The sequence below is a fragment of the Actinomadura viridis genome (genome assembly GCF_015751755.1).
Taxonomy (GTDB): Bacteria; Actinomycetota; Actinomycetes; order Streptosporangiales; family Streptosporangiaceae; genus Spirillospora; species Spirillospora viridis.
The window spans coordinates 5,839,804-5,860,621 of record NZ_JADOUA010000001.1; the positions used below are offsets into that span (position 1 = coordinate 5,839,804).

General features: G+C 76.6%; 11 protein-coding genes and 1 other RNA gene. 4 read left to right on the forward strand and 8 right to left on the reverse strand.

The genetic code is table 11. The annotated features are described in order from the left end of the window. The first annotated feature begins 46 nt into the window (after positions 1 to 46). Both nhaA and IW256_RS26480 read left to right on the forward strand, forming a co-directional pair. Entirely contained in the window at positions 47 to 1,351 is a 1,305-nt protein-coding gene (nhaA, locus tag IW256_RS26475) for a Na+/H+ antiporter NhaA (protein ID WP_307829101.1), read from the forward strand. Between the two features lie 300 nt (positions 1,352 to 1,651). Then, a complete protein-coding gene (locus IW256_RS26480; protein ID WP_197013536.1) occupies positions 1,652 to 2,317 on the forward strand; it encodes a slipin family protein in 666 nt (221 codons plus the stop codon). 81 nt (positions 2,318 to 2,398) lie between these two features. Here the strand turns inward: IW256_RS26480 and rnpB are convergent. The 5 genes from rnpB to IW256_RS26505 all read right to left on the reverse strand — a co-directional run bounded on the left by rnpB (position 2,399) and on the right by IW256_RS26505 (position 6,923). Then, an RNA gene (gene rnpB, locus IW256_RS26485) (RNase P RNA component class A) lies at positions 2,399 to 2,777 on the reverse strand. Positions 2,778 to 2,806: 29 nt separating this feature from the next. Beyond that, positions 2,807 to 4,147, reverse strand: a complete 1,341-nt coding sequence (locus IW256_RS26490) for a TrpB-like pyridoxal phosphate-dependent enzyme (RefSeq protein ID WP_307829103.1) — start codon at positions 4,145 to 4,147, stop codon at positions 2,807 to 2,809. Between the two features lie 72 nt (positions 4,148 to 4,219). After that, a complete protein-coding gene (locus tag IW256_RS26495) occupies positions 4,220 to 5,365 on the reverse strand; it encodes a bifunctional RNase H/acid phosphatase (RefSeq protein WP_197013538.1) in 1,146 nt (381 codons plus the stop codon). Then, entirely contained in the window at positions 5,362 to 6,105 is a 744-nt protein-coding gene (locus tag IW256_RS26500) for a zinc ribbon domain-containing protein (RefSeq protein WP_197013539.1), read from the reverse strand. The genes IW256_RS26495 and IW256_RS26500 overlap by 4 nt, the downstream gene beginning before the upstream one ends. Then, positions 6,102 to 6,923 (reverse strand): Nif3-like dinuclear metal center hexameric protein, encoded by an 822-nt coding sequence (locus IW256_RS26505; RefSeq protein WP_197013540.1) that lies wholly within the window; start codon positions 6,921 to 6,923, stop codon positions 6,102 to 6,104. The genes IW256_RS26500 and IW256_RS26505 overlap by 4 nt, the downstream gene beginning before the upstream one ends. Positions 6,924 to 7,159: 236 nt before the next feature. Here IW256_RS26505 and IW256_RS42835 point away from each other — a divergent pair, with 236 nt between their 5' ends. Then, the gene (locus IW256_RS42835; protein ID WP_197013541.1) at positions 7,160 to 7,525 is read left to right on the forward strand and encodes a DUF6191 domain-containing protein; all 366 of its coding nucleotides are present in this window, start codon (positions 7,160 to 7,162) and stop codon (positions 7,523 to 7,525) included. Positions 7,526 to 7,548: 23 nt separating this feature from the next. Continuing rightward, a complete protein-coding gene (locus IW256_RS26515; RefSeq protein WP_197013542.1) occupies positions 7,549 to 7,947 on the forward strand; it encodes a hypothetical protein in 399 nt (132 codons plus the stop codon). A 103-nt stretch (positions 7,948 to 8,050) separates the two neighbouring features. On the opposite strand, the gene IW256_RS26520 is transcribed toward IW256_RS26515, so the two are convergent. From IW256_RS26520 to IW256_RS26530, 3 genes are all read right to left on the reverse strand, one after another. Continuing rightward, positions 8,051 to 9,304, reverse strand: a complete 1,254-nt coding sequence (locus IW256_RS26520) for a glycosyltransferase (protein WP_197013543.1) — start codon at positions 9,302 to 9,304, stop codon at positions 8,051 to 8,053. A gap of 139 nt (positions 9,305 to 9,443) precedes the next feature. After that, on the reverse strand, positions 9,444 to 13,979 hold the full coding sequence (locus tag IW256_RS26525) for a type I polyketide synthase (RefSeq protein ID WP_197013544.1): 4,536 nt from the start codon (positions 13,977 to 13,979) through the stop codon (positions 9,444 to 9,446). After that, the gene (locus tag IW256_RS26530) at positions 13,976 to 20,695 is read right to left on the reverse strand and encodes a beta-ketoacyl synthase N-terminal-like domain-containing protein (protein ID WP_197013545.1); all 6,720 of its coding nucleotides are present in this window, start codon (positions 20,693 to 20,695) and stop codon (positions 13,976 to 13,978) included. Before IW256_RS26530 ends, IW256_RS26525 begins: the two co-directional genes overlap by 4 nt. Positions 20,696 to 20,818 lie beyond the last annotated feature (123 nt).

A 20,818-nucleotide genomic window follows, 5' to 3' on the forward strand; every position in this document is an offset into this window, starting at 1 on the left:
GGGGCTTGTGGGCGATTCGGCACGCGGAACGACCACGCGGCGCAAGGTGCTTTTCGGCCGGGGCACGTGGCCTGAGGCGAGCCGGATCGCGGAGATCCTGCGCCAGGAGACCATCGGCGGGGCGCTGCTGCTGGCCGGCGCGGTCATCGCGGTGGTGTGGGCCAACTCCCCCTGGTCCGATTCCTACGATTCTCTGCGCGGCTTCACGGTCGGCCCGGCGTCCTGGCATCTGGACCTCTCGCTGGCGACCTGGGCCGCCGACGGGCTGCTGGCGATCTTCTTCTTCGTGGCCGGGCTGGAACTCAAGCGCGAGTTCGTGGCCGGCGACCTGCGCGACCCGCGGCGGGCCCTGGTGCCCGTCATGGCGGCCGTCGGCGGTGTGGTCGTGCCCGCCCTGCTGTACCTGGTGGTCACCTCGGGAACGGACGGCGCCGCCCAGGGCTGGGCGATCCCGGCCGCGACCGACATCGCGTTCGCCCTGGCCGTGCTCGCGGTCATCGGCCGCTTCCTGCCCTCGGCCCTGCGCACCTTCCTCCTGACGCTGGCCGTGGTGGACGACCTCATCGCCATCGTGATCATCGCGGTGTTCTACACCTCCGACCTGGCGGTGGGGCCGCTGCTGCTGGCGTTCGTGCCGCTGGCGGCCTTCACGTTCCTGGTGCAGCGGCGGGTGCGCTCGTGGTGGCTGCTGCTGCCGCTGGCGTTCGCGACGTGGATGCTCGTCCACGAGTCGGGCGTCCACGCCACGGTGGCCGGAGTGCTGCTGGGCTTCGCGGTGCCGGTGGCCCGCAGCGAGCGGGCCGGGGGCCCGGAGGCCGGGCCGGGGCTGGCCGAGCACTTCGAGCACCGTTTCCGCCCGCTGTCGGCCGGCGTCGCGGTGCCGATCTTCGCGCTGCTGTCGGCGGGCGTCGCCTTCGGCGGCCTGGACGGCCTGGGCTCGGCGCTGGCGGATCCGATCGCGCTGGGCGTGATGGTCGGCCTGGTGCTGGGCAAGCCGGTGGGGATCCTTGGCGCGACCTGGGCGGTGGGCCGGTTCACCCGTGCCGAGCTGGACGGCGACCTGGCCTGGGTCGACGTCCTCGGCTTGGCGCTGCTGGCGGGGATCGGGTTCACGGTCTCGCTGCTGATCGGCGAGCTGGCGTTCGGCGGCGCGTCCGAGGCCGACGACCATGTCAAGATCGCCGTGCTGACCGCGTCCCTGGTGGCCAGCCTGCTGGCGGCCGTGGTCCTGCGGATGCGCAACCGCGTCTACCGCCGCATCCACAAGGCCGAGACGGCCGACCTCGACCACGACGGCGTCCCGGACGTCTACCAGCGCGAGGAGGGCCCCGACGGGCCCGTGACGGGCTGACCGGCCGGGGAGGAAATCCGTTCGCCACCGGGGCCGCCGGGCTCTACGTTGATCACGCGGTCGTTCGAGCGGCGCACCGGGTATCGCCGGTCCGCGTTCCGCGCGTCCGAGGCGACCGACTTTCCCGGTACGGGGTCCGCCCCAAGGAGGTTCGAGTCCTCTCGGGCGGTCCTCCCCGGCCTGCCGCCACGGCGGCGCGGCCGTGCGGCTCTGCGGGCTCCGGGCCACGGCCCGGGACGCCCCCGCCGCGCGCCGGCGGCCGGGGAGGACCGCTCTTCCCCCCGCGAATCGAGGTACCTGATGGCTCATGTGACCGTGATGGAGTGGCAGCGGGTGCTGCTGTTCGTGGACGGGCGGCTCGACCGCGTCCTGGAGCCCGGCCGGCACAGCTACAAGGAGAAGCGCTCGACGCTGGTGACCGTGGAGATGCGCCCGCGCCAGATGCACGTCAGCGGGCAGGAGGTGCTGACGCGGGACGGCGTCTCGGTACGGGTCAGCGTGATGGCGACCTGGGCGGTCTCCGACCCCGTGGCCTACGCCACCGCGTCCGACAACGCCGACCGCGTGCTCTACGCCGCCGTCCAGGACGCGATCCGCGAGGTGGTGGCCGGCGCCTCGCTGGAGGACCTGATGACCGACCGGGCCCGCCTGTCGGAGGGGCTGGCCGAACCCGTCGCCGCACGCGCCGCCACCGTCGGCGTCACCGTCTCGGAGGTCAAGGCCCGCGACCTGATGCCTCCGGGCGAACTGCGCCGGGCCGCCCAGGAGACCCTGCTGGCCCGCGAACGGGGCCGCGCCGAGTTGGAGCGGGCCCGCGGCGAGGCCGCCGCGCTGCGCACCCTGGCCAACGCCGCCCGGATCCTGGAGCAGCACCCGGCCCTTCTGCACCTGCGCACCCTGCAGGTCGCCGAATCCCCCGGCACCCGACTCGTCCTGGACCCCCGCGCCCTGCCCACCGACGACTGACGTGACCGCGCACCGGGCGGCTCCCGCGAACGTACGCAGGGGCCGCCCCGGCCGTACGCGGCGGGGAGAGCGGCCGGGGGGCGGACGAGTCGGCCTGTAGGCCGGGTTTTGTCCCCGCTCGCGCGGGGGACGGCCATCCATCTCGGGCCGCCGTTGCCGGCGGCCTCCAGCGGTCTACCCGCAGGCTCGGGCGGGCCGCCCTCGGGCACCTGCGCGGGCGGCCTGCCGGCCGCCCTTCTTGACCTTGCTCCGGGTGGGGTTTACCGAGCCGCCCACGTCACCGTGGGCGCTGGTGAGCTCTTACCTCACCGTTTCACCCTTACCACCAGAGGTGGCGGTTTGTTTTCTGTGGCACTGTCCCGCGGGTCACCCCGGGTCGGCGTTACCGACCACCCTGCCCTGTGGAGCCCGGACCTTCCTCGGCGAGGCAACGCCTCGACGCGGCCGTCCGGCCGGCTCGTCCGCCGTACCCCCAAGGTTACCGGGGTTTCAGGGGAGGTGGGTGAGGGCCGACTCGATCTGCTCGGGGGGCGCCTCGGGGTCCTCCAGCCGGCCGGAGAGGTGGCGCTCGTAGGCCCTCATGTCGAAGTGGCCGTGACCGCACAGGGCGGTGAGGATGACCTCGGCCTCGCCGGTCTCGGCGCAGCGGCGGGCCTCTTCCACGACCGCGGCGAGCGCGTGGTTGGGCTCGGGCGCCGGGACGATGCCCTCCGTACGGGCGAACAGGACGCCCGCATCGAAGCATTCGCGCTGGCTCTTGGCGGTGGCCTCGAAGTGGCCGAGCTCGTACATGTGCGAGAGGAGGGGGGACATGCCGTGGTAGCGGAGGCCGCCCGCATGGATGGGGCCGGGTACGAAGTCGTGGCCAAGCGTGTGCATCTTGAACAGCGGGGTGAAACCCGCGGCGTCGAAGTAGTCGTAGGCGTACCGGCCCCGCGTGAGCGAGGGGCAGGCGGCGGGTTCCACCGCCAGGAAGCGCGGGTCGAAGCGGCCGGACCACTTCTCGCGGAGGAACGGGAACGCCAGGCCGGCGAAGGTCGAGCCGCCGCCGACCACGCCGACGATCAGGTCGGGCGGGTCGCCGGCCATCTGCTCCAGCGCCTCCTCGCCGATGATGGTCTGGTGCAGGAGGACGGCGTTGAGGACGCTGCCCAGCGCGTAGCGGGTGTCGGGGGCGGCGGACGCCTCGACGGCCTCACTGATGGCGATCCCCACGGACCCGGGTGAGTACGGGTCCTCGGCCAGGGCCTTGGCTCCGGCGGAGGTCTCCTCGGACGGGCTGGCGTGCACGCGGGCGCCGTACAGCTCCATCATGCTGCGGCGGGCGGGTTTCTGGTCGTAGGACGCCTTGACCATCCAGACGTCGCATTCGAGTCCGAACTGGGCGCAGGCGAAGGCCAGGGCGCTCCCCCACTGCCCGTTCCCGGTCTCCGTGGTGAGGCGGCGGACGCCCTGACGGGCGTTGTAGTACGCCTGGGCCACCGCGGTGTTGGGTTTGTGCGACCCCGTCGGGGAGATCCCCTCGTACTTGAAATAGATGCGCGCGGGAGTCCTCAGCGCCCTCTCCAGGCGATGGGCCCGGATCAGCGGGGTGGGCCGCCAGAGACGGTAGACGTCGCGTACCTCTTCGGGGATGACCACGAACCGGTCGGTGGAGATGATCCCCTGGGTGATGAACTCCATCGGGAACAGCGGCGCCATGTCCTGCGGCCTGATCGGGCTGCGGTCCCCCGGATGCAGCGGAGGTGGCGGCTGCGTGCAGAGGTCCGCCCGCACGTTGTACCAGCGGGCGGGCAGGTGTGACTCGTCCAGCAGGATCTTCGTGGTCACCGGGACCTCCACGGGCGGCGTCCTCCTTCGCACGCTAGGCGAGCGCGCGCCGCAGTGGAAGCCCCGGGACGGTCAAACCCGCAGGTGGTGGACGTCGTTGAACGAGCGCAACGTCGCCGGTCCGTCGTCGTACCAGTCGATCGACGACAGGGAGGCCACGTCCAGCTGCATCCGGTAGAGGGAGGCCATCGGCGCGCCCAGCGCGTCCCTGACCAGAAGCTTGATCGGGGTCACGTGGGAGACGACCAGGACGGTCTGGTGCCGGTACCGGACCTTGATCTTGTCCAGGGCGGTGCGGACGCGCCGCGCGACGGCGGTGAAGCTCTCGCCGCCGGGCGGGGCGGAGGCGGGATCGGCCAGCCAGGACTTCAGCTCGGCGGGCCAGCGCTCGCCCACCTCGGCGAAGGTCAGCCCCTCCCAGGCGCCGAAGTCGGTCTCGCGGAGCCCCTCCTCGGTCCTGATCCCGGCGCCGGTGGCGGCGGCGACCTCGGCCGCGGTGTCGCGGCAGCGGCCGAGCGGCGAGGTGACGATCGCGTCGACGCCCCGTCCCTTGAGGGCCTGCGCCGCGGCGCGCGCCTGGGCCAGGCCGGTGTCGGTCAGCGGGACGTCCCCGACGCCCGCGAAACGCTTCTCGATCGACAGCGGTGTCTCGCCGTGGCGCAGGAGGAGGGTCGTGGTGGCCGATCCGAGGGCCGGGGACCAGGCCGGGGCGGAGTCTCCGGCCGCCTCCCGCCCGCTGCCGCCCGCCGGGTCCGCCGCCGTTCCGGCCGGTCCCTCGTCGCGGCTCCACTCCTCGCCCCGGGCGGCGGCGTCCATCGCCTCGTTGGCCAGCCGGTCGGCGTGGGCGTTACGGGAGCGCGGCACCCAGGTGTAGGTGACCGCGTCCAGGCCGGAGGCCACCTCGCGGGCCTCCAGGGCCAGCGGGATCATGTCCGGGTGCTTGATCTTCCAGCGGCCGGACATCTGCTCGACGACCAGCTTGGAGTCCATCCGCACCTCGGCCCGGGCGGCCGGGTCGAGGGCGGCCGCCGCGCGCAGCCCGGCGATCAGCCCCCGGTATTCGGCCACGTTGTTGGTGGCGTGCCCGATGGCCTCGGCCACCTCGGCCAGCACCTCGCCGGTGAGGGCGTCCCGGACCAGCGCGCCGTACCCGGCGGGGCCCGGGTTGCCCCGGGACCCCCCGTCGGCCTCGACGACGAGTCTCCGGCCCGCGGTCACAGGCCCGACTCGGGCGTGCGGACGAGGATGCGGCGGCACTCCTCGCAGCGGACGACCTCGTCCTCGGCGGCGGACCGGATCCGGTTGAGGTCGACGGTGTTGAGGGCCAGATGGCAGCCCTGGCAGGCGCCCCGGTAGAGCTTGGCGGCACCGACGCCGCCGAACTGGCCGCGCAGCTTCTCGTACAGGGCCAGGAGGTCGCCGGGGACGTCCTTGGCGACCGCGGTGCGGGCGGCGGCGGTGGCGCCGCCCTCCTCGTCGATCTCCTTCTGAGCGCCGTCGCGGCGCTGGGTGACGGCGCCCAGCTCGGCCTCGGCCTCGGTCCGCTCCGCGCGCAGCGCGGCGACCCTGCCGTCGGCCTCCTCCCGGCGCTCCATGATCTCCAGCACGACCTCCTCCAGGTCGGACTGGCGGCGCTGGAGGGAGGCGATCTCGGCCTGGAGCCCGCTGAGGTCCTTGGCGGAGGTCACCTGGCCCGAGTCGAGCCGTTTCTGGTCGCGGTCCGCCCGCGCCCGGACCTGGTCGACGTCCTGTTCGGCCTTCCTCTGCTCCCGGTCCAGATCGCCGACCTCGGTCTCGGCGGCGACGATGGCGTCGCGCAGCTCGGTCAGCCGGGCCTCCAGCCGCTCGACCTCGGCCAGCTCGGGCAGCGTGCGGCGGCGGTGCGCCAGCCGGTCCAGCGTGCTGTCGAGCTCCTGGAGGTCGATCAGGCGAAGCTGGGCTTGCGGTGCGGCTTTCACTGTGCTCCTTCTTCGTGCAGGCGCCACGCGTCGGTGACGAGCGTGGACACCCGGGTCTCCAACGTGCCGGCGTCCCCCGCCGAGCCCGCGAGGCGGCGTTCGGCGTCGGCCAGCCAGGGCCATTCGGTCGCCCAGTGCGCGGCGTCGATCAGCGCCGGGCCGTCGTGCTCGGCGAACTCCGAGGCGGGGTGGTGCCGCAGATCGGCGGTCAGGTAGACGTCCACGCCGGCGGCGCGGGCGGTGTCCAGCAGGGAATCGCCCGCGCCGCCGCAGACCGCGACGGTACGGACGGTGCGCTCGGGGTCGCCGGCCGCCCGTACGCCCCAGGCGGTGGCGGGCAGCCCGGCCGCCACCGTGGCGGTGAACGCGCGCAGCGGCACCGGCTCGGGCAGCTCCCCGATCCGTCCCAGGCCGCGGCGCGGATCGTCGGCGGCGGGCACCATCGGACGCAGCTCCCCGGCCAGCCCGACCGCGCGGGCCAGGGCGTCGGAGACGCCCGGATCGGCCACGTCGGCGTTGGTGTGGGCGGTGTAGAGCGCCACCCCGTGGGTGATCAGCCGGTGGATCAGCCGTCCCTTGGGCGTGGTGGCGGCGACGCCGTTGACCGGGCGGAGCAGCAGCGGATGGTGGGTGATCACCAGGTCGGCGCCCCACTCCAGGGCCTCGTCCACCACGGCCGCCACCGGGTCCACGGCCAGCAGCACCCGCCGGACCTCCTGGCCGGGGTCGCCGCACACCAGCCCGACGGCGTCCCACGGCTCGGCCCAGGAGGGGGGATAGAGCTCCTCGATGACCTCGATGACATGGGATAGGCGCACATCCCGCAGGCTATCGGCTCAGACCGCTCCAGCCGAGCCGGTCGCGGATCGCGGCGGCGTGCCGCGCCGCCCCCCGCGTCCGTGCGGAGGGCCGGCGGCCGCACCGGTTATCGTGTGATTCTCCGCGGGACGCTCCGGGCGACCCCCGGGCTCCGCGGAGGGGAGGCTTCGCCTGCTCTCCCACCCGTGCCGCGAGGTACGGGATCAATTCGGAGACCCGTCGCGTTGGAGTTCGTGTGAAGTCACCCTTCCGTCGCCGCAAGCGCGTCAAGGGCCGTGCGCTCGGCAGGCCCAAGCCCGCCGCCGAGCCGGAGGTCGTCGACTGGCCCCAGCAGGGCACCGGCAAGACGTCCCTGATGGGCGCCATCCGCGGGGACGGCGAGACCGGCGCCGGATTCGGCGGCGGCATGTTCGAGGACCTGGCCTCCGCCTTCGAGGGCTCCAAGAAGGTCAAGATGGAGGAGCAGGAGGCGCAGAAGACGCGCCGCCAGGACGACCACCGCATGGCCGGCGACTCCGGACGGGACGACCTCCAGTCCGGCAAGATCCGGATCCGGCGGTCCCAGACCCCCGGCCAGCCTCAGCCCGGCGAGTCCCAGTAGGGGACGGAACCTATCGTGGGGATGTGAGCGCGTACGTCCCACCCGGATGGCCCGCCCAGGTCCATCCTCCGGGCACCGACCGTTTCGAGGACACGGCGACGGCCTGGCTCCTCGAGCTGGTGCCGCCCGAGTACCGCCGCTACGGCGTGCTGCGCCGCTATCCGGTCGCCCTGGCCAGGATGGCGCGGCACCACGTGAACGCCTCGGTGGACGCCGCCCGCGCCGGTTTCCGCACGGCCCGGGTCGATCTCGGGGACGTCGTACCGCCCCACGGCATCGAGGCCGTGCTCGACACCTACCGCCGCGAGGGCGCGCGGCTGGTCGGCCTGCTCCAGGGCATCGAACTGGTGGAGACCGCCCTGCGCGGGCAGGCCCGGCCCGACGCCCCGGGCCACCGCCGCCCTTTCACGCCCAAGCTCTGACCACCGGTGCGCGCGGGGGCCCGGCAGGACCGGCCGGCACGGGCGCTCTACGGGAACGGCCGGCGCGGGGCCGGCCGGCGCGGGGCGGTCCGCGGGAACGGCGTCAGGCCAGTTTCTCCAGGCGGTCGGCCGCGTGGACCGCGCCCCCGGCCGCGGCGAACGACTCGGCCACCCGCGCCGCCGCCTCCCTGGGGGCATCTCCGTCCAGAACCGCGCCGAGCGCGGACCGCAACCCGGCGGCCCCGGCCCGGCCGCCGGGAACGATGATCCCCGCGCCCGCGCCGGCCACCTGCCGCGCGACCGCCTCCTGGTCGGCCCGGACCGGCACGACCACCAGCGGCAGCCCGTTCGCCAGCGCCTCGCAGACCGTGTTGTGCCCGCCCTGGCAGACCACCGCCGCCATCCGCTTCAGCAGCGTCAGCCGCGGGACCCGCTCCCGCACCAGCACGCCGGGCGGCGGGCCGGGGACGGCCTCGGGCGGGGCGACGATGACGGCGCGCACGTCCATGTCCGCGACGGCCTCGGCCGCGTCCCAGGCCAGCCGTACGCCCTCCGGGCCGTCCCCGCCGGGCGAGACCAGCACCACCGGGCGCCCGTTCCCCTCGTCCAGCCACCGCCACGGGAAGTCGCCCGTCGACGGCCGCCGCAGCGCGGGCCCGGCGAAGGCGAAGTGATCGGGGAAGAACGCGGTGTCGCCGATCAGCGCGCCCGTGGTGAACGCCAGCACCAGGTGGTCGGAGAACCGCAGGTCGATCAGGTCGTCGATGCCGTGGGCGAGCTGGAACCCCCCGATCAGCTCCCGCACCCGTTCCTCGGCCCCGGCCAGGTCCCGCGGCGGCCGGACGAGCCCGGCCGAGGTGGCCGCGGAGGTGGCCCACGGCAGGCCGCGCAGCCGGGCCGCGACGGGGGCCGCCACCACCAGCTGGTCGGAGACGACCACATCCGGCCGGAAGCGCTTGACCGCCGCCTCCAGCCCGGGCATCATCGCGTGCCCCAGCGGGATCGCGAACTCCTCCCACAGGAACCTCGGCCCGTCCGGCCCGCGCATGCCGAGCCACTCGTCCCGGGCCCGGTCCAGCCGGGCGGCGGACGCCTCGTCCTCCGCCTGGAAGATCTGCGAGCCGCGGCGCAGCAGCGGCTCCAGGAACGCCCGCCGGCCCGCCCACGCGACCTTGTGCCCGCGCCGGACCAGTTCCGAGGCCACCCCCACCGTCGGGGCGACATGCCCGGCCAGCGGCGGGACGGCGAACAGGAAGCGGCGCCGCTGCCCGGCCTCCTCGGGCACCGGCCTGCGTTCCGTGCCCGGATCGCCGCCGTCACCGAACAGGGACGGCACCCGCACTCTGCGTGCGCTCACGGGGCGTCTCCCTCCGCCGTCTCTGCAGGGACGCTCGTTCCCGCCCGGTGGGGCAGCCAGGGCACCATGACCTCCGAAACTCCGTGCTGGTCTGATCTCTGTGCTGGTCTGATCTCTGTGCTGGTCTCGTTCTCACGCGCTAGGCGTCCTTGCGGGGCGGGGTGACCGTCCAGGCCACGATGTGGTCGTCGACCAGGCGCGTCTCCACCGCCATCACCACGGGGGCCTCCCCGTCCGGCCGATCCCCGTCCGGCCCGGCTCGGTCCGGCCCGGCTCCGTCCGGCCGTTCCGCGGCGGGGCCGCGGGAGGGGGCGGCGCCGGCGACGGCCCGGGTGGCCGCGGCACGGTTCGCGCGCAGCCGCGCCTCCGCGACGGGGTGCGCGCCCCCGGGCTCGGCCGGTTCGACGGCGATCCCGGCGGCCTCACCGGCGGGCCGTACCAGCGCCACGCCCAGCAGGGCCGAGTGGGCCACCGCCACCTCCGGCGCCGTCTCGAACGGCCCGGTCACGACCGGCCGCCCGGCCACCGCGCCGTCGCGGACGGTCAGCTCGGCGGGGAACAGCGGGCCATGGCCGCGTTCCCACAGCCAGTGCCGGACGGCGTCCTTGACCGCGATCCGGCCCAGCAGCCACGGCCCCCGCTCCCGGTGCGGCAGCCGCCGGTACTCCTCGCGCTCGGCGGCGCCGAGGTAGGTCCGCATCAGCAGGTCGCGCGCCGAACTCCCGTCCCAGTGGCGGCGGACCAGGCACCAGCCGCCCGCCTGCGGTTCGGCGACGCCCGACAGTTCCGGGGTGAACCTCATCCGCCAGGTGGCCTCGTCGGTGTGGAAGCGGCGCGTGGTCCAGCCCTCGACGCGGCCCCAGAGCGACCCCCCGGCCGAACGCACCAGCTCGACGTCGCACTTGACCATGTTCGCGGACATGGACCGTTTCGAGACGGTGGCGTCCAGCCTCTCCCCCGCGGGCGGCGGCGGGCCGTACAGGGAGATCCTGCCGACCCCGATGGGGAAGACGTTCTGGTCCGTCTCCCCGTACACCTGGATCCAGTGCCCGCACAGCTGTCCCGCCCCGTCCAGCAGGGCGCCGGGGGTGGCGGACGCGGTCAGCACGCCGCGCACCCCGTCGGGGGCCATCGCGGTGATCTCCGTGACGCCCTGGAAGAGCGGCCCGTGGAACATCCACCGCTCGGCGTACAGCTGCGCCGCCGTCACCGGGGGCGGTCCCTCCCCCTGGAGCGGCCTGCGGTCGTCCAGCAGGCGCGGCGGGACCTCCGGGTAGCGCTCGGCCAGGACGACGACGCCGTCGGCGTGCCCGCCGACGACCACCTTCACCCGGCGCGGCCCGCGCTCCCCCGCCAGCAGCTGGGCCCGGATGTCGGCCGTGGTGGGCGGGCAGGCCACCACCCAGCGCAGCGCCCGCACATCCTCGAACCCGATGACGACCAGCTCGGGCAGCAGTTCCCGCGCCGCCTCGGCCATCACCTCCAGGAGCGTCGCCAGCGGGACCACCGGGAAGCGGTCCGCCATCTCCGGCCAGCCGTCGGGCTGGTGGATCACGCAGTGGTCGGCGAGGTAGGGCATCGCGTCGAGCGAGAAGGTCCGCGAGGTCGTCAGCCCGGTGACCTCCGGGGGCCCGCCGGACGGCCCACCGCGGCGGGCGCCGGCACCGTGCCCCGGCCGGATGTCCGTGCCGGGGACGCCGTCGGCGCCGTGCACCGGCTCCGTGCCCGTGAGGGGGTCGGTGCCGCCGCCACCGCCCATCTCCAGCGCCTCCACGACGCTCTGCGCGGTCGCCGCGGCCTCCCGCAGCAGGGCGTCGAGCTCGGCCATGACCGGGTCGCGGGTGGGCAGCTCGGGCCAGTCCCCGCGGGAACCGGCGCGGGCGAGTCCCAGGGGCGGGACGGCCCCGTCCAGCCGTACGAGAGGGCTGCCCAGATCGAGCCGGACGCCGGTCGGCCCGCGATGGCCGCCCGCGTCCCCGGCGTCGGGGGACGGTGCCGCCCCGTAGCCCTCCGCCCACAGCGCGGCCACGACCCGGCGCAGCTGGGCCATCCCGTCGCGCTGCGGCACGTTCACCGCCATCGCCAGGTGCTCGCGGCCGCCCAGCCGGTCGGCGGCGAACCCGGCCAGCCCGCCGGGACCGACCTGGACGAACGCGCGCACCCCCGCGGCGTGGAGTTCCTCGATCAGCTCGCTGAACCGGACCGGTTCCCGCAGGTGCCGTACGGCCAGGGCGCGCACCCCGGCGGGATCGGCGGGGAACGGCGCGGCCGTCGTCGCCGACCACACCGGTACCGCCGCCTCCCGGACGGGCAGCGCCTCGAGCGAACGGCGCGCCGCCTCCAGGTAGACCTCGGCCATCGCGGTGTGCAGCCCGGCACGGAACGGCAGCTCCCGGCCCAGCACGCCCTCGGCGGCCAGCCGGCCGAGCACCTCCCGTACCGCCTCGGGCGAGCCGCAGATCACCGACTGGTGCGGGCAGTTGTCATGGCTGACGACCACGTCGGACCGGGTCCCGATGGCCTCCTGGGCCCGGTCGGCACCGCAGCCGAGCGTCGCGTGGACCGCGCCGGGCGGCCGGGCCGGGCCGCGTTCGAGGGCGTCGGCCAGGGTCCCGGCCGCCTCCGGCGGGTACAGCCCGGCCACGATCATCGCGGTCCACTCGCCGGGCCCGTGCCCGGCGACCACGTCCGGCTCGATCCCGGCGCGGGCCAGGGCGTCCGCCAGCAGCCGGCCGGCCGCGATGACGTCGGCGGCGTGGCCGGCCAGGTCGTCCCGGCCGGTCAGCCGCGGCGCCCGCATCCCGAAGTGCCGGGCGACGTCGTCGATCCGCGGCTCGAAGGCGGGCTCGAAGCCCGGAAACAGGAACGCCGTGCGGCCACCGGCCCGGCCGAGCATCGGGCGCGGCGAGTACCAGATGTCGCCGCGGCCCCGCCACGGCGTGCCGCGGGCGACGACCGCGCGGGCGAGGTCGATCTTGCGGGCGGTCGGCTCCACGATCGCCAGCCGGTGGGCCGGGGCGGAGATCGCGCCGGTGCTGAGGCCGGGGCCGGTGCGGGCCGCCGTGACCGCGTCCGGCGAGTCCAGCAGTTCCGTGAGCGCCTCCGGGGAGGCGGCCTCCAGCCGCAGCACGCCCCCGCCGCCGAGCGGCGGTCCCGGGACGCGGCGGCCGGGGACCGCCGGACGGGGCGCGGGTCCCTTGAAGATCCCGTGCCGGGCCCTGGCCGGTACGGGCGCCGCGTGCTCCTCGAGGATCACGTGCGCGTTGGCACCGCCGAACCCGAAGGCGTTCACCACGGCGCGGCGGGGCGTGCCGTTCCCCGGCGGCTCCCACTCGGCCGCCTCCCGTACCGGGCGCAGGCGGGTCCCGGCCAGCGCCGGATGCGGTTCCTCGACGTGCAGGGTGGGCGGCAGCACCGCCTCGCGCAGCGCGAAGGCCGCCTTGATCAGCCCGGCGATCCCGGCGGCGGGCAGGGCGTGGCCGATCATCGACTTGACCGTACCGAGCCACAGCGGCGGCCCGGCACCGGGCGCCGCCGCGCCGAAGACGCGCAGGAGCGTGGCCAGTTCGGCGGCGTCGCCGGCGGGCGTCGCCGTCCCGTGCGCCTCGACCAGCCCGGCCGCGCCCGGATCGGCGGGATCGAGCCCGGCGTCCCGCCAGGCGCGTTCGAGGGCGAGCACCTGGCCGTCCACCAGCGGGCTCATGATCCCGCCGGCGCGGCCGTCGCTGGACGAGCCCACGCCGCGGATGACCGCGTGCACCCGGTCACCGTCGCGCTCGGCGTCGGCCAGCCGTTTGAGCAGCACGATGCCGGTGCCCTCGGCCAGCAGGGTGCCGTCGGCCGCCCGGTCGAACGGACGGATGCGCCCCGTGCGGCTGAGCGCGCGCAGCCGGGTGAACAGGCTCCACACGGTGGCGTGGTGCGCGTGGTGCACCGCTCCGGCCAGCATGGCGTCGCACTGCCCCGTACGCAGGGCGCGCACGGCGTGCTCCACCGCCACCAGCGAGGAGGCGCAGCCGGCGTCCACCGTGTACGCGGGGCCGCGCAGGTCGAAGCGGCCGGCGATCCGGGACGCGGCGAAGCCGGGCACCAGGCCGCCGGAGTCCTCGGCGTGCGCCAGCCGCGCCCGGAACGCCGCCCCGATCTCGGCCAGCCGCCGTTCGCCCAGGTCCGGGAGCAGTTCGGCGAGGACGCCGGTGAGCTGGTGGGACACGCTCACCCGCTGGTCGAAGCGGGCCAGCCCGGGCGTGAGATAGCCGCCGCGGCCGATGACCACGCCGATCCGGTCCCGGTCCGGCAGCCGGTCCTCGCCGCCGGCGTCCGCGACCGCCTCGGCGGCGGTGCGCAGCGCCAGCAGCTGGTCCGGCTCCGTCCCGGACACCGAGGCGGGCGTGATCCCGAACCGGGCCGGGTCGAACGTCGCGAGATCGTCGACGAACCCGCCCCGGCGGCAGTAGAACCGGTCGCTCTCGGGCGGCCCGTCGTAGGCGCCGGGATCGTAGTAGACCTCGGGGTCCCAGCGGTGCGCGGGCACGTCCCTGATCGCGTCCACCCCGTCGCGCACGTTGTGCCAGAACGCGCCCGCCGTGCCGGCACCGGGGAACAGCGCCCCGATCCCGACGATCGCGACCGGCTCGCCCCGCGCGGCGCCGTGGCCGCCGTCCCCGCCGCTCATGGGTCCCGCCTGGCCGTCCCGCCCGCCGTCCCCGTGAAGACGACCTGGACCTCGTCGCCATAGGCGATCTCGCGCAGGAGCGCCGCCACGGTCTCGTCCGGATCGGCCGGCGGGCCTTCGCGGGAGTCGGCCCAGGGGCCGCAGCCGGCCACCAGGACCCGGCCGCGCAGTCGCGTCCGCCACACCCGCGCGAGGGTTTCGCAGGCGTCGTCGGCCGCGGCGTCGCCGGCCCTGCCACGGTGGCCGTGGACGCCCGCGGCGCCGCCGAGGACGACGAGGAACCCGAGATCCGGCCGGACGGCGGCGGCCAGCGCGGACGCGCCGTCCACCTTCGCCCGGTACAGGCGGCCGAAGAGCTCCTGCGCGTCCGGGACCGGGTCGTTCTCGCCCCCGTCCGGGTGACGGGCCAGGCCGGCCGCTCCGGCACCCGCTCCGGCACCCGCTCCGTGGATCACTCCGTCCAGGCGGCCGTGCCGCGCGTAGACGCCTTCGACCAGCGCCCGTACGCTCCGCGCGTCCTGCGTGTCCAGCGCGTGATACCGGACGGAGGCGGCGTGCTCGCGCAACTCGTCCAGAACGTGGCGGAGCCCGGCCTCGCCGTCGGCGTCGGGATCGGCGGCGTCGGTATCGGTGTCGGGCGGGGACTCAGGGGTGTGGACCGCCAGTTCGATATGGCAGCCGGTCGTCCTGGCCAGTTGGAGGGCCAGGCGCGCCGTGATGCCGCCCGGATCGCCCGGATCGCCCGGATCGCCGGTGATCAGCACGACGCCGTCCTCGTCCAGTCCGAGCGCGGGTTCGGCGTCGCCGTTCGCGACCGCGGCCGGGACGCGGAGAGCGGCGGGGACGAGGGTGAGCGTGTTCCGGGAATCGCCGTCGTGGCCGACCGCCACCGGCGCGCCGGGGTCCGTCATCTCGGCCAGGATCCGCCGCGCGACGGCCCGCGGGCTGTCCTTGGTGTCGACGTCCACGGCGCGCACCACGACCTCCGGGAACTCCAGGGCCAGCGTCCGGGCGAGCCCGCGCAGGCCCGCGCCGGGCGTGGGGTCGCCGACGCCGCTGCCGTCGTACCGGCGCCCGAACGTCCCGCCCGATCCGCCCGCGAGGACGAGCCACCGCAGCCCCCCGGCCAGCGCGTCGCCGATCCCCGCGTAGGCGTCGGGCAGCACCGGCCCGCCGCCGGGCCGGAGCGCGGCCAGGTGCACCAGCCCGTCGCACGGCCCGTCCGGCTCCAGCGGCGTCCGCACCCGCGCCCCCTGCGCCTCCAGGAGGGCGGCCAGTTCCAGGGCGATCCCGCACCCGTCGTCGACGATCACGAAGTCGCGGTCCGCGAAATCCCGGGCGCCGGCCTCCGGCACGGGCGGCCGGGGAAGGGGCGTGGTCCGCATCACCTGCCGGACCGGCCGCCGCGGCTCCCGGGCGGGCGCGGGGGCGGGCTCTCCCTCCTGACCGTCCGCGCCGTCCTCGCCGTCCGTGCCGCCGGTGGCGCCCGTGTCCGGGGCCGCCACGAAGGACACGGGGCCGTGCCCGCTCACGCTCTCGCCCGGCAGCGCCCGGCGCGGCCCGGGGACGGGCGGGACGGCCCCGGGCGGCGGCGTTCCGTCGCGGTCCGCCTCCGGCTCGGCCCCGGCGTGCCCGGCATCGGCGGGCACGGCACCGGCGGGCGTGGCATCGGCGTGCCCGGCATCGGCGTGCCCGGCGGCAGGCGCCGTGGCGGTCGGGCCCGCGCCGAGGTAGTTGAGCACGACGTCGCGCTGGGCGGCGATGAGCTCCCGGCTGGCCCGCAGGTACTCCAGGACCGCGCCCTCGGCGGCCTGGTCGGCCAGCCGCGAGCGCGTTCGCGCCGGTTGGCGTTCTCCGGTCTCCATGGTCTCCTCCGCTGTCGGCGCGGCCGGGGGCGCGCACTCCGGCGCGCCCGGCCGCGCGGGGCGCGGCCCGCCGCTCAGGTGGCCGCCGCCGGCCGTGCGCACGAGGTGCCCGCCGACGATCCAGCCGGGACGGGACGGCCCGCCGGGCGCGGCCAGGTCCCGGGCGTCCCGGCCGGCGAACAGCGGGCGCGGGTCCACCGGGACGCCTGCCACGGCCAGTTCGGCCAGGCCCCGCAGCAGACTCTCGATGCCGTCCTCGCCGGGCGCGTCGAAGGCGGCGGCGGTGTGCGGCCGGTCGCCGAGAATCCGGTGGACCAGCCCGGTCAGCACCCGGCCGGGACCGGTCTCCACGAAGATCCGCGCGCCCGCCGCGTACATCGCCTCGATCTGCTCGGCGAACCGGATCGGCTCGGCGACCTGCCCGGCGAGCGCGGCGCGGAGCTCCGCCGGGTCGGTGTCGTGCGGGGCGCCGGCGGCGCAGGACCACACCGGGTAGGCGGGCGAGCGCAGGTCACGGGCGTCCAGTTCGGCGCGCAGGGCGGCGGACGCGTCCGCCTCGGCACGGGCGGCGCTGAGGCCGATCAGGTCCTCCTCGCCGAAGACCCCGGCGGCGCCCAGGGCGACCAGTTCGCCGTGGCCGTGCCCGGCGGCCAGGTCCGGGCGCACGCCCAGCTCGGTCAGCAGACGGTGCAGGGCCAGCCCGGCGATCGCCAGGGCCGGCCGGCCGTTCGCGGCGTCGGCGAGCGCGAGGCGCTGCCGCTCCGCCTCCTGCGGAGTGAACGCGGCGGGCGGGAACATCGCCTCGGTGTGGTGACCGCCGCCCAGCCGCAGCAGGCGCTGCAGCCGCGGGAACGCCACGAAGAGTCCGGCCAGCATGTTCGGCCGCTGGCTGCCCTGGCCCGGGTAGAGGAAGGCGATCCGCCCCCGTTCCTTGCCCTGCCCCTCCGCCTGCCCCTCTGCCTGCCCTGCCGCCTGCCCCTCCGGAGTGGACGTCCCGTCCCCGGCCGCGACGTACACGCCCGGCGCGGCGCGGAACTCCCGGGCGATGGCGATCTTGGCCGCGAGGTCGTCCGGCCCGGTGGCCACCAGCGCCACCTGGACCCCGCCGCCCTCCGCCCCGCCGGGGTGCCCGCCGGGCCCGCCCGCGAACGTCCGGGCCAGATCGCGCAGGCGGGGCCGCCCGGCGGGCGGCCCGGAGCCGAGCAGCGCGCCGAGCCGGTCCAGTTCCGCGCGGGCCTCGGCGCGGCCGGCCCCCCGGATCAGGAACAGCTCGGCGGGCCACCCGGCGACCCCGGAGACCGGCTCCGGGGCGCCGTCGTACCCGGCCAGCACCGCGTGGAAGTGGGCGCCGCCGGAACCGGACGCGCTCAGGCCCGCCACCCGTTCGGCCGGCGCCGCCGCCCACGGCCGCGCCACCCGTCCGCCGAACGCGAACGGGCTGGTGGCGGGGTCCCAGGCCGGCTGCGGCTCGTTCAGGAGCGGGGTGCCCGGCAGGACGCCGGCGTGCACGGCGCGGGCGGTCTTGATCAGCCCGGCCAGGCCGGCGGCGGCCCCGGCGTGGCCGATCTGCGCCTTCACCGATCCCAGCGCCGTCCCGCCCGGCCTGGCCCCGGCCTCGGTGAAGGCGGCGGTGAGCGCGGCCAGTTCGGCGCGGTCGCCGTCCCCGGTGCCGGCGCCGTCGGCCTCGACCAGCCCGACCCGGGACGGGGAGACGCGCGCGTGCCGGTAGGCACGGTCCAGCGCCCGGCGCCGCCCGTCGGGGAACGGCACGCTCGGCTGCGCGGTGGGCTGCGCCGCCGGGTCCGGGGAACGGCCGTCGCCCGCTCCGGCCACCGACCTGATGATCGCGTAGACGCGGTCGCCGTCCCGTTCGGCGTCGGCCAGCCGCTTGAGGACGACGCAGGCCACGCCCTCGGCCGGCGCGATCCCGTCCGCGGCGGCGTCGAACGGGGCGCGGCGCCCGCGCGGCGACAGCGCGCCGACCGCGGCCGCGGCCGGGTGGTCGTCGATGCCGTCGATCAGGTCCGCGCCGCCGCACAGGACCATGTCGCTGCCGCCCGCGACCAGTTCCTTGCAGGCCGCGTCCAGCGCGGCCAGGGACGCGGCGCCCGCGGCGTCGACGGCGTAGCCGCCCCCGCCCAGGTCCAGCCGGTCGGCGATCCGCCCGGCCCCCGCCGCCGCGCCCGCCGCGCCGAAGAACACCGACGTGCGGGAACGGTCGAAGGGCCGGTCGGCGTACCCCGCGTCCTCCAGCGCGCGGGCGGCGACCTCCAGGCCGAGCAGCCGCGCCGGCTCGGTCTCCCCCGGCGATCCGGGCGGGACGGCGTGGGCGAGCGCGTCGAGCGGGACGCCGGGAAGGGAACCGCCCCAGGTGGGAGGGGTCCGGCCGCCCGCGCCGTCCCCGGCCGGGATCTCACCGACGGCGTCCACCCCGCGCACCACGTTGGCCCAGAACGAGGCCGCGTCGGGGGCTCCGGGGAACACGCACCCCATCCCGACGATCGCGACGTCCATCGGCCTGGCCGGCACCGGGTCCGCGCCCGCCGGGCCCGCGCCCGCCGGGAGTCCGGCCCGTCCGGTGCCGCCGAGGCCGAGCGTGACGGCGCGGGTGGACAGGAAGAAGGTGGCTCCGGTGGTGACCTGCTCGTGCAGGCCGGTGATGCTGGTGGTGGCCGAACGCAGCGCCGCCACCTGGCCCAGCGTGTACATGCCCTCGCGGCGCTGCTCGGATGGGTCGACCTGGATCAGGCCGCCGGGTCCGGCGTGCTCGCCCGGCGGCGCCGGGTGACCGGGGCCGCGGCGCAGGCCCTTGGCGGCGACGCGCAGGCGGCCCAGGTTGAGCTCCTCCAGGAGCCGCCTCGTCTCCGGGCGCGGCGTCCCGGCCTCCTCCAGGCGGCGCCGCTCGTCCTCGAACGCCGCGGCGTAGGGGGTCCGCGCGCAGCGGGTCGCGTGGCCGGGCGCGGTCTCCAGCAGCACGGTGCGGTCGCACTCGACGGCGGTCCGCTGGAAACCCTCGGTGATGGCCCCGGCCGCGACCGCCTCGTAGGTGAACAGGTACGCGGTGCCCATGAGCACGCGGATGCCGGCGCCCCGTTCGGCGAGCGGCCCGGCCAGCGCCGCCACCATCGCGGCCGAGCGCTCGTCGTGGACGCCGCCGGCGAACATGACCGACAGCTCCCCGGCCGCGTCCGGGTTCGCGTCGCAGAAGGCCAGCAGCCGCTCCACCTGCGCGTCCCAGAGCGCGAGGCCGCCGTACGGGCCGACCTGCCCCCCGCTCTCGCGGCCCTCGAAGACGAACTTGCGGGCGCCCCCGGCCAGGAGGCCCTCCAGCGGCCCCGGCTCCGGAACGTGCAGGTAGGTGCCGATCCCCACGGCCTCGAGCGAGGCGGCCTGGGCGGGGTCCCCGTTCGCGATCATCGCGTACGGCGGCCTGACGTCGCGCACGGCGGCCAGTTGCGCCTCGCGCAGCTCGGGCGGGGCGAGGCCGAGGACGCCCACGCCCCAGGGCCGGTCGCCGAGCCGGTCGGCGGTGTCGAGCAGCAGCTCGCGCGCCTCCTCGCCGCTCATCAGCGCCAGCGCCAGGAACGGCAGCCCGCCGTCCTGGGCGATCGCGGCGGCGAACACCGAACGGTCGCTGACCAGCGTCATCGGCCCCTGCGCCACCGGGTACTCCCGTGCGGAGCCGGTGCCGGACGGGCGGTCGAGGGGGGCCAGCGGACGGGCCCGCACCGCGGCCCGGATGTGCTCGGCGATCTGCGCGCGGAACGCCTGAACCACACCGCCCGCCGTCTTGTACCGGTCGGCCAGCGGGCGGGCGAGCGCGCCGTCCTGCCCGACCGGCAGGGGCCGCGGGCCGGGACCGGCGAACACGCGCCGGCCGCCGACGACGCGGGTGTCGCCGCCGTCCATGGCGGCCACCGCGGCCGCGACGTCGGCGGGCAGGTCCATCTCGCGGACGAGCGCGAGCTGGGCGTCCAGCACCACGCCCGCGGCGCCGCCCGCCACCGCCGCGGCGGCGCCGTGCGGGCCGATCCCGCCGGACGCCCACACCGGCACGTTCACCCGGCCGTCCCCGAGCAGCCGCTGGAGCAGCACGAACGTGGTCAGGTCCCCGACCCGGCCGCCGCCCTCGCCGCCGCGCGCGATGAGCCCGTGCAGGGTCACGCCCCGGGGGCCCGCGGAGCCGCCGAACCTGCGGACGGCCTCGGCGGCCTCCGCCGGGTCCACGACCTCGATCAGCAGCCGCCGCCCGCGGGCGTACGCGGCCACGTCCACCAGGCCCTCGTGGTCGTCCGGTCCACCGGCCTCCCCGGGGTCGCCGGTGAGCGCGCGCCGGGCGGACGCGGGGATGACGCGCACGGTCCAGTCCTCGCCGGATCCGCCCTCGCCCTCGTTATCGTCTTCGTCTTCGCCTTCGTTCTCGGCTTCGCCGCCGACGAGCCGCGCGGTCCCGGGGTCCGGCGAGACACGGCCCGAGACCCCCACCGCTGCGCGCGGCGGGGCCTCGGGCCGCAGCGCGGCGGCGTCGATCACCACCGTGCCGGCCTCGGCCGGGATCTCCTCGGGCCGGACACCACAGCCCGCCGGGACGCGGATCCCGAACGGGCCCGGCCACCAGCGGCCGACGTCGGCCAGTGCGGCCAGCGCGCTCGCGCGGTCGGTGCCGAGGTCCAGTACGCCGAGCCCGCCGGCGCGGGCCACGGCCACGGTGAGATGCGGCGCGGGACGTCCGAACGGGCCGATCCCGATGATCCCGGCCGGGGAACGGTCTCCCCCGCCGGTCAGCGGGCCCGCGGCCCCGGCCGCGCCGGTTCCGCCGTCCGTGCCGTCCCGCCCCGCCTCTGCCGTCATGCACTGCCCCCCGACCGTCCCGCGCGCCCGGCTGCCCCCTCCGGCCGCGCGGCTCGAAATCCTGGCTGCTGCAACGCTCGGCCACATTACGGTCGGTCACGCTTCGGACACTCCGGTGACACG

What these genes read in the sequence shown, in the direction of transcription:
- IW256_RS26480 (WP_197013536.1), top strand. Translation starts at nt 1,652, where the DNA reads ATGGCTCATGTGACCGTGATGGAGTGGCAGCGGGTGCTGCTGTTCGTG.
- IW256_RS26525 (WP_197013544.1), bottom strand. Translation starts at nt 13,979, where the DNA reads ATGAGCGGCGGGGACGGCGGCCACGGCGCCGCGCGGGGCGAGCCGGTC.
- IW256_RS26530 (WP_197013545.1), bottom strand. Translation starts at nt 20,695, where the DNA reads ATGACGGCAGAGGCGGGGCGGGACGGCACGGACGGCGGAACCGGCGCG.